Origin of the sequence: Streptomyces sp. NPDC021224, from assembly GCF_044332905.1 — a bacterium.
Lineage (GTDB): Bacteria > Actinomycetota > Actinomycetes > Streptomycetales > Streptomycetaceae > Actinacidiphila.
This window is the reverse complement of the sequence record NZ_JBIRPW010000004.1, coordinates 311,590-324,865: the sequence shown is the minus strand read 5'-3', so window position 1 is coordinate 324,865 and position 13,276 is coordinate 311,590. Positions and strand designations below refer to the sequence as shown.

Genomic DNA, 13,276 nt, shown 5'->3' with positions numbered 1-13,276 from the left:
CCCCAGGCTCCGCGGGGGAGGTGCCCCCACGCGCCCCTGGCGGCTCGCGCCCCGCGCGGTCAGGTCAGGTCCGCGACCGTGCGGATGACGTCCTTGCGGAGGGACGGGGCCGCGGGTTCCGGGGCGGGCTCCGGGTCGGGGGCGGGGGCGGACGCGCCCGGGAGGAGGGCGAGGACGGCCTCGCGGTGAGCGGCGCAGCTCTCCACGTCGTACGGGTCGGGTGCGGCCGGCACCTGGAGGCGGAGGACGGGCCCGGTCCCGAGCCGGGCGTACCCCCGTCCGGGCGGGACGTCCGCGGCGGGCGTGCTGTCCGGTGCGGCCCCGAGCACCGCCTCGACGTGCTCGGGGGCGAGCCGCCCGAGCACGACCCGGGCGCGGGTGTGGGCGACGACGACGGGCGCGAGCCCCTCCGTCGCGTCGAGCTGGTCGGCGACGGCGACCGCGACGTTGGCGGCGCGTCCGTGCCGCAGCGGAACGTCTAGCAGCAGCTGCGGGTCGGGGCGGCCCTCGGCTAGGGCGAGTTGGGTGAGCGCGGTGGGCCGGTCGACGAGGATCCACAGCGGGCGGCGCGCGTCCTCCTCGACCGGGCGGCCCTCCTGCCGGGCGCGGTTGACGGCGACGAGCCGCCGCTCCGTCTCGTGCGCGGCCCATTCGAGCGTGGCGGCGGCGCCGAGCACGCAGTCCTCGACGGCGAGGACGCCGGGCCGCCCGGTGAGGAACGCGTACTCACCGGTGCCGCTGCCGTCCACGACGACGACGTCGCCGCCCGCGAGGGCCTGGAGGGCGACGCAGCGCAGCAGGCCGGTGGTGCCGGTGCCGGGCTGGCCGAGGGCGAGCAGGTGCGGTTCGGTGGAGCGGGCGCCGGTGCGCCACAGGACCGGGGGCGCGTCGCGCGGCTCGGGGACGCCGTCGCCGGTGACCGGGAGCGTGCGGGCGACGGCGTCCGGGTCGGTGAAGCCGAGCACCGTCTCGCCGGGGGCGGTGACGAAGCGCTGGACCGCGATGTCGGTGGCCAGCGGTGGCAGCGCGGTGAGGACGAGGCGGTTGTCCTCCTCGTTCCAGTCGAAGCGGTACTCGCGGCCCCGCCCGGCCTTGGCGTGCAGCAGCTGCTCGACGCGGGCCCTGGCGTCGGCCTCGCCGTCGGTGAAGTAGGCGGGGTAGCGCAGTTCGAGCCGGACGAGCCGGCCGTCCTCGAAGGTGTAGGAGCCGAAGGCCTTCTCCCAGCCGCCGTCGTACGTGTAGAGAGGCGCGGGGTCGGCGGGGTCGGACAGGTACGGCACCAGGGCGTCGTACAGCGCGCGCAGCCGGGCGGTCTCGGCCTCGCCGGGGCCCGCGGGGGTGCGGGCGGCGCGGTCGCGGCCCATCCAGGCGGCGGAGGCGAGGACGGCGGCGAGGGCGAGCAGCGGCCCGTACGGCATCATCACCAGGACCACGACCCCGGCGGCGGCGAGCAGCAGCGCGGGCCCGCGGCGGTCCTTGGGGGTGCGGCCCCACCAGCCGCCGGCCCAGGCCGCCTGGCGGCGCATGCCGCGGCCGATGGTGATGACCGGGTGCAGGACGTCCGAGGCGCCGTCGGCGGCGGTACGCGCCAGGTCGCGGCCGCGGGCGAGCGCGGGACGGCTGGTCAGGATGCTGGGCAGGGGGCGCCTGGACACGGCTTGCTCCATGGGTGGCGGGGATGTGCTGGGGTGCGGCGGGGGAGGGGACCGCGAGCGACCCGGGAGCGGCGCGCTCCCGGGTCCTGGATGACGTGTGCCGTCGGCCCTAGATCTTGATCCCGCCCAGCAGGCTGGCCAGGCTCGCGCCACCCGCCGTGATGCTCGGGGCGATGGCGGTGCTCGCGAGGTAGAAGCCGAAGAGGGCGCTGACGATGCCGTGGGACATCTTCAGACCGTCCTTGCGGAAGAACAGGAAGACGATGATGCCGAGCAGGACGACACCGGACATGGACAGGATCATGGGCTTTCTCCTGGGTGATGGGGACGGTCACCATGAGTGCCTCCAGGGTCACAAAAAGTCAGGAATCGCGCGCGGCGGCACATGGGTGATTTATAGAGAATTTCGCCCATCGGAGTGGGCCGGTGCCCCGGGATCACGCGGGTGGCGCCGGTGCGGGTGCGCGGGCGTCCCGCCCGATCGGGTGACCCGGGCCCGCCCGCCCGCGCCGCGGCCCGCTCCGGCAGGATGAGCCCGTGCAGTTCACGCCGATCAGCCGGGCCCGGCTCGCCGAGGCCCTCGCCGGGAAGATCGCCGGGCAGGACCCGCCCGAGGGACCGTGGTGGCGGGTCGCCGTGGACGGGGCGCCCGCCGCCCGCCCCGCGGACCTCGCCGACGACCTGGCCGCCGCGCTCCCGCCGCTCGGCCACCCGGTGCTGCGGGTGCGCGCGGCGGACTTCTGGCGGCCCGCGTCGCTGCGGCTGGAGTACGGGCACGAGGACGTCGACGCGTACTACCAGCTGTGGCTGGACACCGGTGCGCTGCGCCGCGAGGTCCTCGACCCGCTCGGCCCCGACGGCAGCGGGCGCGCCCTGCCGTCGCTGCGCGACCCGGGCACCGACCGCGCCACCCGCGCGGACTACGTCGAGCTGCCGCCCGGCGGCGTCCTGGTCCTGGACGGGGCGCTGCTGCTGGGCCAGGGCCTGCCGCTGGATCTGACGGTGCACCTGCGGCTGTCGCCCGCCGCGCTCGCCCGCCGTACGCAGGAGGAGGAGCGCTGGACGCTGCCGGCCTTCGCGCGCTACGCCGACGAGGTGCTGCCGGAGGAGACCGCCGACGTCACCGTCCGCGCGGACGACCCGCGGCACCCCGCGTGGACGGGCGGGCAGCCCGGGTGAGCGTCGTGACCAGGCTGCGCCTTGCCCTCGAAGGCCGCGCCCCGCTAGCGTCCTCGACCACCATGACTGTCGCCACCGCGCCGCTGACTCCCGAGCACATACCCCTGGCCGTCCAGCGCTACGACCGCTGGTTCGCCCGCGCGCGGCGCCCGCCCTCGCAGCGGTCCTGGCTCGCCGACGGGCCGGTGCGCGGCGAGGACCTGGTGGGCCCGCTGCACGCGGTGCCCGGCCTGGAGGCCTGCCGCGCGCTCGACGGTGACGGCAACATGATCGGCTACCTCGCCGCCCAGCCCGTCACGCTCGCCCCCGACGACCCCGCGGGCCTGCGCACCCACCCGCGCTCCGCGCTCGTCCCGTACGGCGGCCACGCGCTGCCCGGCGGGCGGGAGACCGAGGTGCTGCGCTCGCTCTACGCCCGGATCGCCGAGCGGCTGGTCGCCGACCGGCGGCTGGTGCACTACGTGCAGGTGCCCGCGGGCGAGGTGGCCACCGCGCCCTGGGCGGATCTGGGCTTCGGCCGCGAGCTGGTGCACGGGCTGATGGCGGTCAAGGCGCGCGGCCGGCAGCCGCGCGGGGTCGAGGGCCTGGCCATCCGGCGCGCCGGGCCCGGCGACCTGCCGCAGATAGGGCGGATGGCCGCCGAGTCGTCGCGGCGGCAGCGCGGCACCGCGGTCTTCCAGCCGCAGCCCGAGGCGGCGCTCGCCGCGCTCCGGCTGCGCTACACCGACGCGCTCGCCGACCCCCGGTGCGGTGCCTGGATCGCCTCCCGCCGCGGTGAGGAGATCGCCATGGTCGTGGTCGTCCCGGCCGTCGCCGACCCGGTGATACCGGAGTCGTGCGTGGAACTGGCCGAGGCGTACGTGGAACCGGCCGCGCGCGGCGAGGGCATCAGCCGGGTGCTGCTGGCCACCGCGCTGGCCTGGGCGTACGACAACGGGCACCGCTACATGTCGGCCCGCTGGCACTCCTCCTCGCCGCTGGCGGCGGGCCACTGGCCCGGGGTCGGCTTCCGGCCGGTCGGCTACCGGCTCAGCCGCACTCTCGACGCGCGGATCGGCGGGGCACCGGGGACGTTCTGACCGGGGCATTGCCAACAAGTCGCCCAGAAGTGAAATAGGCCTGCATATCGGACATTTCACGGTGATGCGGGTCACCTCGGGCGAACTGTGTGTCCGGTGTCACCCGCCGAACACGGTACCCGCCCCGGTCGCGCACCCGCTGTTCGCGCCGGGGGCCGAATGTCGCGGCGGGTGCTGCGCCGGTCGGCGGACGGTCACCGTCACGGGTACGCAGCGGATCGCGCGGGTGGCGCCCTGTGACCGCCGGTAAGGGCGGAATGGGGCGGCATGCCGGGTTTGCTTGCCCGCCGCTCGCGGGGTCGTCTAGCTTCGCCGTTACCGCGGGCCGGACGTCCGCGACAGCCGCCGGGCGGAACGCCGAATCCTGCCGCCGCCCGGGCGCAGCACCATCCGAGCTGCAAAGGGCAGGAGCGGGGGACCCAAGGTAAGCCGCCGTCCGGGACGACTCCCGGCCGGCTCGGGGTGAAGCCGTGCCGCCGTACCGCCGCGCACCTGACCGGAGCGCGCACCACGGCCGCGGCCGGGCATCTCCAGCCCGAACCCGACAGCTCACCTCGCAGGCGTAGGAGAGGAATCCCCATGCCCGCACAGGGTCAGCACCGCAAGCCCCGCTCGCTCAGCCGCCTCACCCGCGTCTGCGTCGTCGCCGGCACGGGCGCCGCCGCCGTGGCGATCCCGCTCGTCGGCGTCGCCCAGTCCGCGTCCGCCGCCGAGCCCGCCAAGGCCCCGGCCGCGGCGAGCGCCAAGGCGCAGGACTACACCGTGGTCCGCGGCGACACGCTCGCCAAGATCGCCACCACGCACCACGTCAAGGGCGGCTGGAAGGCGCTCTACGACGCCAACAAGAAGGTCATCGGCGCCAACCCGGGCATCATCCACCCCGGCCAGCACCTCACGCTGAACACCGCCCCGGCCGCCGCACCGGCCGCCAAGGCCCCGGTGAAGAAGGCCGCCCCGGCGAAGAAGGCCGCCCCGGCGGCCGCCGTGAAGGCCGACACCGGCTGGACCAAGCCGGTCGGCGACGCCGCCATCGGCACCGGCTACAAGACCGGCGGCAGCATGTGGTCCTCCGGCCACCACACCGGCGTCGACTTCCTGGTCTGGAGCGGCACCCCGGTCCACTCCGTGGCCGCCGGCACCGTCGTCCACGCCGGCGCGGACGGCGCCTACGGCAACGACGTGATCATCAAGCACGCCGACGGCAAGTACACCCTGTACGGCCACCTGACGCGCCCGGTGGTCTCGGTCGGCCAGACCGTCACCGAGGGCCAGGAGATCGGCATCTCCGGCGCCACCGGCAACGTCACCGGCCCGCACCTGCACTTCGAGGTGCGCACCACGCCGGACTACGGCTCCGACATCGACCCGGTCGCCTACCTGGCGTCGCACGGCGTCACCGTCTGACCGCCGCCCCGGCGGTACGGCCCCCAGGGTGCCCGTCCGGTCCTCGCGACCGGGCGGGCACCCGCCGTTGCGTTGCTAGCCGAACAGCCCGGCCAGCTCGCCCCGGGAGGCCACCCCGAGCTTCGGGTACGCCTTGTACAGGTGGTAGCCGACGGTCCGCGGGCTCAGGAACAGCCGGGCCGCGATGTCCTTGTTCGACAGGCCCTCCGCCGCCAGCCGGACGATCTGCGACTCCTGCGGTGTGAGCCCCGCCTCCGCGTCCACCGGCGCCGTCTCCCGGCCCGCCTCGGGCAGCGTCCCGCCCGCCGCGCCCAGCTCACCGCGTGCCCGCTCCGCCCACGGGGCCGCGCCGAGCCGCTCGAAGACGTCCAGCGCGGTGCGCAGCCTGACCCGGGCCTCGTTCTTGCGGCGCGCCCGGCGCAGCCACTCCCCGTACAGCAGGCTCGTGCGGGCCGACTCCATCGCGCGCCGGTGCGGGTCGTGCGTGTCGAGCGCGGCGAGGTAGTACGCCTCCGCGTCCGCCTCCGGCGCGCGCAGCGCACGGCAGCGCGCCACCAGGGCCGCCGCCCAGCCCTGCCCGGAGCGCGCCGCCCACGCCTCGAAGCGGGCGAAGGACGCGTCCGCGCGCTCCGGCACCCCGAGCCGCACCGCCGCCTCCACCAGGTCCGGGATGCTGCGGGTGGCCGATATGTGGTGCCGCACCGACTCCTCGCCGAGCAGCGACAGCCGCTCCAGCGCCGCCTGCGCGCGGCCGAGCCCCAGCTCCAGCAGGCCCTGCGACCAGTACGCCCACGGGGCGCCGGGCGGCATCGCGGTGCCCGAGCCGCCCGCGAGCGCCGCGTCCACCCTTCGGCGGCACTCCTCCTGGTCGCCGCGCACCGCGGCGACGTACGCGAGCGCGCTGCTGAGCTGGCTCACCCACTGCCGCTGGCCGGTGTCCGCCGCGATCCGCAGCGCCTCGCGGGCGGTCGCCGCCGCGTCCTCGAAGCGCGCCTCGAAGATCTCCGCCTCGGCGCGGAAGAACAGCACCGTCGTGAGCCGTCCGACCCCGCCGCTCTCCCGGCCCTCGGCCGCGAGCACCGTGGTCAGCTCGTGCGCCTGCACGTCCTGGCCGAGCGTCAGACCGACCCCGCACAGCATCACCAGATGCCCCGGCTCGACCCGTCCGCCGTGCGCCGCCCGCGCCGCGGCCGCCGCCGCCCCGAGGTCCGGCGGTACGTGCCCGGCCGCGCTCCGGCCCAGCGCGTCCACCAGGAAGCGGGCGACCGGCGTCACGGGCGCGTCCGGCGGCAGCCGCAGCGCGTCCAGGCGCGCCACGGTGTCAAAGACCGCGTCGCCGCCCAGGTACCACGCGGTGTGCGAGGCCTGCACCAGCATGCGCGCCGCGCGCGTCGGATCGCCCTCGGCGGCCAGCGCCGCCCCCTCGATGAGCAGCCGGTGGGCCGCGGGGAAGTCGCCCTCCAGGAAGTCCGCGAGCCCGCGCACGTGCAACGTCCGTGCGACGGCGAGCTGTTCGGCCCCGCCATCCTGGGGCGCCGTCGCGGACAGCCGGGCCGCCAGCCGGGCGGCCTCGTCGGCGAAGGTGCGGGCGCGGGGGATCTCACCGGCCTCCGAGGCGGATTCCGCGGCGAGCAGCAGGCGGCGCAGGCGGGCCGCCGGATCGGTGCTGAGCCGGGCCGCGCGGTCGTACGCCGCGGCGGCCGCGGTGTGGCCGCTGCGCTCACGGGCGCGGCCCGCGGTGCGCTCCAGGGCCGCGGCCGCCGCCTCGTCGGGGCCGGTCGCGGCGGCGGCGAGGTGCCAGGCCCGGTGGTCGGCGTCCCGTTCGGGGTCGGCGGCGTCGGCCAGCGCACGGTGCGCGGCGAGCCGTTCGGGCAGCGACGCGCGCTGGTGGATCGCGGCCCGCACCAGCGGATGCCGGAAACGCAGCAGCGTGCCGTCCACCGTGACGAGCCCGGCCTCCTGCGCGGGCGGCAGATCGGGGACGCCCGCGCCCAGCTCACCGGCCGCCCGCAGCACCGTGCCCAGCTCGCCGGTGTGGTCCGCGGCCGCCACCAGCAGCAGCGTCTGGGTGGCCCGCGGCAGATGGCTGACCCTGCCGTGGAAGGCCAGTTGCAGCCGGCTGGTCAGCGGCAGCGCGCCCGGCCCGGCCACGGCGCCGCCCGCGTCCCGCAGCCCCGCCGGGAGTTCCAGCAGCGCCAGCGGATTGCCCTGCGCCTCGGCCAGCACCCGGCGGCGCAGCACGTCCGCCATCGGCTCGTCCCGCCCGGCGCGCTCGGCGAGCAGTGCCAGCGCCGCCGTCTCGTCCAGCGGCGCGGGGCGCAGCTCCGGCAGGCCCGGCGCGGGGAAGGCCCCCTCGCCGTCGCGCGCGGCGAAGACCATCGCGACGCCCTCCGCGTCCAGCCGCCGGGCCGCGAAGAGCAGCGCGTCGGCGGACGCCCGGTCCAGCCACTGGGCGTCGTCCACGACGCACAGCAGCGGGCCGTCGGCCGCGTGCTCCGACAGCAGCGACAGCACCGCGAGGCCGACGAACATCGGCTCGACCGGACCCCCTTCCGCGCCGCCGAGCCCGAACGCCGACCGCAGCGCCCGCCGTTGCGGTTCCGGCAGCGCGCCGTCCGCGCCCATCGCCGTTCGCAGCAGCAACTGCAGACCGGCGAAGGGCAGTTCGGCCTCGAACTCGACGCCCGAACCGCGTACCACCGTCATGTCGGCGGCCTCGCCGACCGCGTGCTCCAGCAGCGCGGTCTTGCCGATGCCCGCCTCGCCGCGCAGCACCAGCACCCCGCTGCGCCCGTCCCGTGCCCCGTCCAGCAGGCCGCGCAGCGCGGCGGCCTCCCCGTCCCGTCCGTACAGCATGATCAGACGCTAGCCGACGTCCGTGGTGCCGAGCCCGCGACGTATCGCCAGCTCCACCGGCGAGTACGCCCCGTCGGCCCGCTCCAGCTCCAGCGGCACCGCAGGATGCAGCGGCGGCTGGGCGAGGAAGCGCGGCGCGGTGCCGTGGTGCGGCTGCGCGGCGTGCACGAGGAAGGGGTGGCACAAGAACACGTCGCCCGCCCGCCCGGTGGCGAGCACCACCGGGCGGTGGTCCGACGCGGCGACCGTCGCCGGGGCGCAGCGCAGCGTCGAGACGCCCGCCTCGCCATACGGGGCGAGCACCCGCGGGACGTCGAGATGGGAGCCGACGCGGATCCGGGTGGGCGCGTCGTCCTCGGCGACGTCGGTGAAGAGGAAGAGCATGAGCAGCGCGCGGTCGCGTGAGCGGACGTTCGCGAAGTACCAGCTCTCGCCGTCGGGCAGGTAGCTGCCGTCGATGTGCCAGCCCGCGTCGTCCGGCTCGTCCCGGTGCGGGAAGCGCAGCGGGAAGGAGCCGAGGCCCTGCCGGGGAACCCACCGCCCCGGACCCACCAGCAGGTCGAACGCGGCACGCAGAGCGGGCGTGTCGGCCGCTGCGGTGAAAGGCGGCTGCGCCATCCAGCCGACCCGGTGCACCGGCTTCGTCCATGTCTCCGGACGCTCGGGGTCGCACCCGGTCTCCTGCCACAGCAGGTCGGCGCACGCGCGGGCGGTAGCCGCGTCGAAGGCCCCTGCGATCTTCACGAAGCCGTCCTGTAGGAAGGCTTCGACCAGCGTCGTTCCCCCGGACGCCGGGCCGGTCGTCTCCATGACGGCGATCATGACGGCGGCCGCGCGCACGGTCCAGCGGATATTTCCCACCCGGCCGGGCGCGGCCTCAGACCTGGCGTGGGACCGTGCCCTGCACCTGGCGCAGGAAGGACGCGTTGTCGGGCGTGTGCCGCATCCGCTCCAGCAGCACGTCCAGGGCGGAGTGCGCGTCCCGCCCGTGCAGCGCCTGCCGCAGCCCGTGCACCACCGGCAACTCCCGCGGCGGCAGCAGCAGTTCCTCGCGCCGGGTGCCGGAGGCCAGGACGTCCACCGCGGGGAAGACCCGCCGCTCGGCGAGGTTGCGGTCCAGGTGCAGCTCCATGTTGCCGGTGCCCTTCAACTCCTCGTAGAAGAAGGTGTCGGCGCGGGAACCGGTGTCCACCAGCGCTGTGGCCAGGATCGTCAGCGACCCGGCCTCCTCGGTCCGGCGCGCCGCGCCGAAGAGCCGCTTCGGCCCGTGCAGCGCCGCCGCGTCCACCCCGCCGGAGAGCGTACGGCCGCCGTGCGCGGCGGCGTTGTTGTGCGCCCGGCACAGCCGGGTCAGCGAGTCCAGCAGGATCACCACGTCCTGCCCCAGCTCCACCAGCCGCTTGGCCCGTTCCACCGCCAGCTCGGCGAGCGCGATGTGCTCCTTCGGCGGCCGGTCGAACGTCGAGGACAGCACTTCGCCGCGCACCCCGCGCCGCATGTCGGTGACCTCCTCGGGCCGCTCGTCCAGCAGCACCACCATCAGCACGCACTCCGGGTGGTTGGCGGCGATCGCGGCCGCGACGTTCTGCAGCAGCACGGTCTTGCCCGCCCTGGGCTGCGCCACGACCAGCCCGCGCTGGCCCTTGCCGACCGGTGCGAACAGGTCCATGAGCCGCCCGGACAGCGCGCCCGAGCCGCGCAGCGACGGGCTCTCCAGGCGTAGCCGTTCACCCGGGTGCAGCGGCGTCAGATCGGCGAAGTGCGGCCGCGGCGCGCCCACGGGCCGGCCGTTGACGAGCTGGACCTCGCCGAGCGCGCCGGGCTTTCCGGTCAGCCCGGTCACCAGGTCGCCGCGGCGCAGCCCGGCCGCGCGGATCCGGTCGGCGGGCACGAGCAGGTCGCCGGGCGCAGGGTGCAGCCCGGGGGAGCGGAGGCGGCCCTGGCCGCCCTGGATGTCGAGGACGCCGGTCACGGGGGCGGCCGCCCTGGGCCGGACGTCCGGCCGTTCGAGAGTGCTGGTCATGTACGTCGTCCTTTCGCGGACGGAAGAGGGACGGAGCAGGAGGGGGATGCGGCGCGAGCGGGGTCGTCACGCTCCGCGGACCGCGGAGATCACCCGGCGGCCCGTGCCGAGGCCTGTCACCTGGGCGTCGGGGGCGAACCGGCGCGGACGCGTCCTGCGCGACCGCGGAAGGGAACCACCGGACCGGACGGACGGACCGCCGGACGGGAAGGAAGGAGAGAACGGCACCGGCGCCGCGACGAAGGCGGCACAGACAAGTGCTGCTCGCACTGTAGCACGCGGCGCCGTCGGCACGGCACCGCGGACGGGCCCCCGGCGGACGGGGGCCCGTCCGGTCGTCAGCGGCCGCGGCCCGCCCTGCGGCGCAGCAGCAGGACGGAGCCGGCCGCGAGCACCGCCAGGCCGCCGCCGATGGACCAGGCCGCCGTGGAGGTGTTGTCGTGCGGGGAGGAGGAGTGCTCGGTCGGCGCGGGGCGCGTCGCCCGCCGGGCCGGCACCGGGATCTGCGCGGCCACGCTCTTGAGGTGGTAGGCGGTCGGCGCGGAGTTGAGGGTGCCGACCGACGCGGCGTGCCCCGCGGCGGCGAAGCCCCAGTCCAGCAGCTTGCCCGCCTCGGTGTACACGGCCTGCGGCAGACCCGACTGCGGGTTCATGACGGTCACGATGAGCGTGCGGCCGTCCCGCCTGGCGGCGGCGACCAGGGTGTTGCCCGCGTTGGTGGTGTAACCGTTCTTCACACCGATCAGCCCCGGGTAGGGGTGCACGCCCTGAGCACCGGTCAGCAGCCGGTTGGTGTTCTGGATCCCGAACGACTTCACGAACTCGCCCTGCGCGTCGTAACCGCCGGGGAACTGCGCGGACGCCGTCGAGGCGTACGAGGCGAAGTCGTGGTCGGCCAGCCCCGCGCGGGCGAAGACCGCCAGGTCGTACGCGGACGAGACCTGGCCCGGATTGTCGTAGCCGTCCGGCGAGACCACGTGCGTGTCGTCGGCGCCCAGCATCCGTGCCTTGGCCTGCATCTGCGCCACCGTCTGCGCCACCGAGCCGTTCATGTGTGCCAGGACGTGCACGGCGTCGTTGCCCGACGCGAGGAAGACCCCGCGCCACAGATCCGCCACCGTGTACGTCTGCCCCGGCTGCACCCCCACCAGGCTGCTGCCCTCGCCGATGCCCAGCAGATCCTCGTCGGTGACCTTGTGCGTCTCGGCCGCCGGGAAGCGGGGCAGCACCGTCAGCGCGAAGAGCGTCTTGAGCGTCGAGGCCGGGGGCAGCTCGCGGTGCGCGCTCTTGGCGGCGAGCACCTGGCCGGTGCGGGCGTCGGAGACCGTCCAGGACAGCGCGGAGATGCCGTCCGGCAGGTCGGGGGCGCCGTCCTGGAGGTCCACGTGCACGCCGGGCTCGCCCAGCAGCGCCCCGCCGATCACCTCGTTCGGGCTGCCGTCGCCCGTCCCGCCGGTCGCGGCACCCGCGGGGGCGGCGGGGGCCGCGAACAGGGCGAGGCAGCAGCCCGCGCCGAGCGCGGCGGCGACGCGGTGGGGGATACGGGGGGTGGGGCGGCGGTTGCTCATACGTTCACCGTATGAACGCCAATGCCTTTGCGGCGCGGTGACCAGGCCCGTACCCCACCCCGAGGGGTGGCCCCTCTACGCCACCCGGCCCACGTCCCCGTCCGCGCTGCCGCGCGGGGCGCCCCTTTTCAGCCCGCGGGGCCTGCGCCTGCCGCGCGGGGCAGCCCGTTTTTTAGGGGCGCGGGGAACTGTGCGCTCAGCCCCCACCCACGCGCGGGTCGTCACCGGCCCGAAGGGGCAGTTCGGTTCGTGCCGGACCACCGGCCGGTGGGGGCGGGCCGCGCAGTTCCCCGCGCCCCTAAAAACGGGTGCCCGGCGGCGCAGACGCAGCCCGGAAAAACGGGTGCCCGGCGGCGGCGCCGCAGCCCTGAAAAAGGGGTGCCCCGCGGCGCAGGCGCGAGGTGGTGGCGGGCTAGGCGGCGAGGAGCGTGGCGAGGGCGCGGTGGGACTCAAGGAGCCGACGGCGGTCGTACGTGCTGGTCGTCACGAGGTATTCGTCGGCCGCCGAGCGGGTGAGGAGGGCGGTGAGGGCGGCGGCCACCTCGTCCGGGGGGCCGGCGACGTGGCCGGTGAGGGCGGCGTCGAAGTGCTCCCGCTGCGCGGGGCTCATCGCGCGGGACTCCACCGCTTCCGGCGGGGGCAGCGGGGGGAAGGCGCCGTGCGTGCGGGAGTACGCGGTGGACCAGGCCTCGGGCAGGAGGAGGCGCCGGGCCTCCTCCGGGGTGTCGGCGACCGCGACCGTGCCGGAGAGGGTGACGTGCGGGGCGGCGGCCCAGCGCGACGGCCGGAAGCCGGCGCGGTAGCGCTCGACCGCCCGCAGCATCGCGTCCTCGCCGCGCACCGCGCCGAGGACGAGCGGCAGCCCGAGCCGCGCGGCCAGGTCCGCGCCGCTGCCGGTGGCCAGCAGGAAGGGCGCGGGCCGCAGGCCCTCCGCGGGCCACGCGTGCACCCCGGGGTAGGCGGCCTGCGCGCCGGTGAACCATCCGAGCAGTTCGGCGACCTGCGCGTCGAAGTCCTCGGCCGCGTCCTTGCCGTGGCCGAGGGCCCGCCGTACGCCGCCGGTGAAGCCCACGGAGCGGCCGAGGCCCATGTCGATCCGCCCCGGGTGGAGCGCTTCGAGCACGCCGAACTGCTCGGCGACAACCAGCGGCCGGTGGTTGGGGAGCATCACCCCGCCGGTGCCCACCCGGATCCGGGAGGTCGCCGCGGCGACGGCGGCGGCCAGCACGGTGGGCGCGGAGCCCGCGACGCCGGGCACGGAGTGGTGCTCGGAGACCCAGAAGCGGTGGTAGCCCAGCGCTTCCGCCTCCCGGGCCAGCGCCACCGTGTCCCGCAGTGCCTGCGGGCCGTCCGCGCCCTCCCGGACCCGGGAGCGGTCCAGTATCGAGAAGGGCGTGTCGCGCAGTACGGAACTCACTCTCCTTCCAACGCTCACCCCGGCCGGGCATTCCCGGGGCGAGGGGAGCGCGGCGGCGGTGCCGGATGCGCCCTTGTGGCGCGCCCGGGGCGGGC

Annotated in this window: 10 protein-coding genes and 1 riboswitch; of the genes, 3 read left to right on the top strand and 7 right to left on the bottom strand. The window is 76.3% G+C overall.

Features of this window, described 5'->3' with window-relative positions:
• Positions 1–59: 59 nt before the first annotated feature.
• Together ACH4PY_RS13045 and ACH4PY_RS13040 are read right to left on the bottom strand one after the other, a co-directional pair.
• A complete protein-coding gene (locus ACH4PY_RS13045) occupies positions 60–1,655 on the bottom strand; it encodes a hypothetical protein (protein WP_398180114.1) in 1,596 nt (531 codons plus the stop codon).
• A 109-nt stretch (positions 1,656–1,764) separates the two neighbouring features.
• Positions 1,765–1,959: a hypothetical protein gene (locus ACH4PY_RS13040; protein ID WP_031517563.1), complete on the bottom strand. Its 195-nt coding sequence runs from the start codon at positions 1,957–1,959 to the stop codon at positions 1,765–1,767.
• A 233-nt stretch (positions 1,960–2,192) separates the two neighbouring features.
• Between ACH4PY_RS13040 and ACH4PY_RS13035 the strand changes: the two genes are divergently transcribed.
• The 3 genes from ACH4PY_RS13035 to ACH4PY_RS13025 all read left to right on the top strand — a co-directional run bounded on the left by ACH4PY_RS13035 (position 2,193) and on the right by ACH4PY_RS13025 (position 5,317).
• Positions 2,193–2,834 (top strand): uridine kinase, encoded by a 642-nt coding sequence (locus ACH4PY_RS13035; protein WP_398180111.1) that lies wholly within the window; start codon positions 2,193–2,195, stop codon positions 2,832–2,834.
• A gap of 62 nt (positions 2,835–2,896) precedes the next feature.
• Entirely contained in the window at positions 2,897–3,913 is a 1,017-nt protein-coding gene (locus tag ACH4PY_RS13030) for a GNAT family N-acetyltransferase (RefSeq protein ID WP_398180108.1), read from the top strand.
• A gap of 383 nt (positions 3,914–4,296) precedes the next feature.
• Positions 4,297–4,489: riboswitch (cyclic di-AMP (ydaO/yuaA leader) on the top strand.
• A gap of 3 nt (positions 4,490–4,492) precedes the next feature.
• Entirely contained in the window at positions 4,493–5,317 is an 825-nt protein-coding gene (locus ACH4PY_RS13025; RefSeq protein ID WP_398180105.1) for a peptidoglycan DD-metalloendopeptidase family protein, read from the top strand.
• 75 nt (positions 5,318–5,392) lie between these two features.
• Here the strand turns inward: ACH4PY_RS13025 and ACH4PY_RS13020 are convergent, their stop codons facing one another.
• From ACH4PY_RS13020 to ACH4PY_RS13000, 5 genes are all read right to left on the bottom strand, one after another.
• Entirely contained in the window at positions 5,393–8,173 is a 2,781-nt protein-coding gene (locus ACH4PY_RS13020; RefSeq protein WP_398180103.1) for an ATP-binding protein, read from the bottom strand.
• A 9-nt stretch (positions 8,174–8,182) separates the two neighbouring features.
• Positions 8,183–8,983 (bottom strand): phytanoyl-CoA dioxygenase family protein, encoded by an 801-nt coding sequence (locus tag ACH4PY_RS13015; RefSeq protein ID WP_398180841.1) that lies wholly within the window; start codon positions 8,981–8,983, stop codon positions 8,183–8,185.
• A gap of 67 nt (positions 8,984–9,050) precedes the next feature.
• On the bottom strand, positions 9,051–10,196 hold the full coding sequence (rho, locus tag ACH4PY_RS13010; protein WP_398180100.1) for a transcription termination factor Rho: 1,146 nt from the start codon (positions 10,194–10,196) through the stop codon (positions 9,051–9,053).
• 338 nt (positions 10,197–10,534) lie between these two features.
• Entirely contained in the window at positions 10,535–11,764 is a 1,230-nt protein-coding gene (locus ACH4PY_RS13005; RefSeq protein ID WP_398180097.1) for a D-alanyl-D-alanine carboxypeptidase family protein, read from the bottom strand.
• 412 nt (positions 11,765–12,176) lie between these two features.
• Entirely contained in the window at positions 12,177–13,181 is a 1,005-nt protein-coding gene (locus ACH4PY_RS13000; RefSeq protein ID WP_398180094.1) for an LLM class flavin-dependent oxidoreductase, read from the bottom strand.
• Positions 13,182–13,276: the final 95 nt, after the last annotated feature.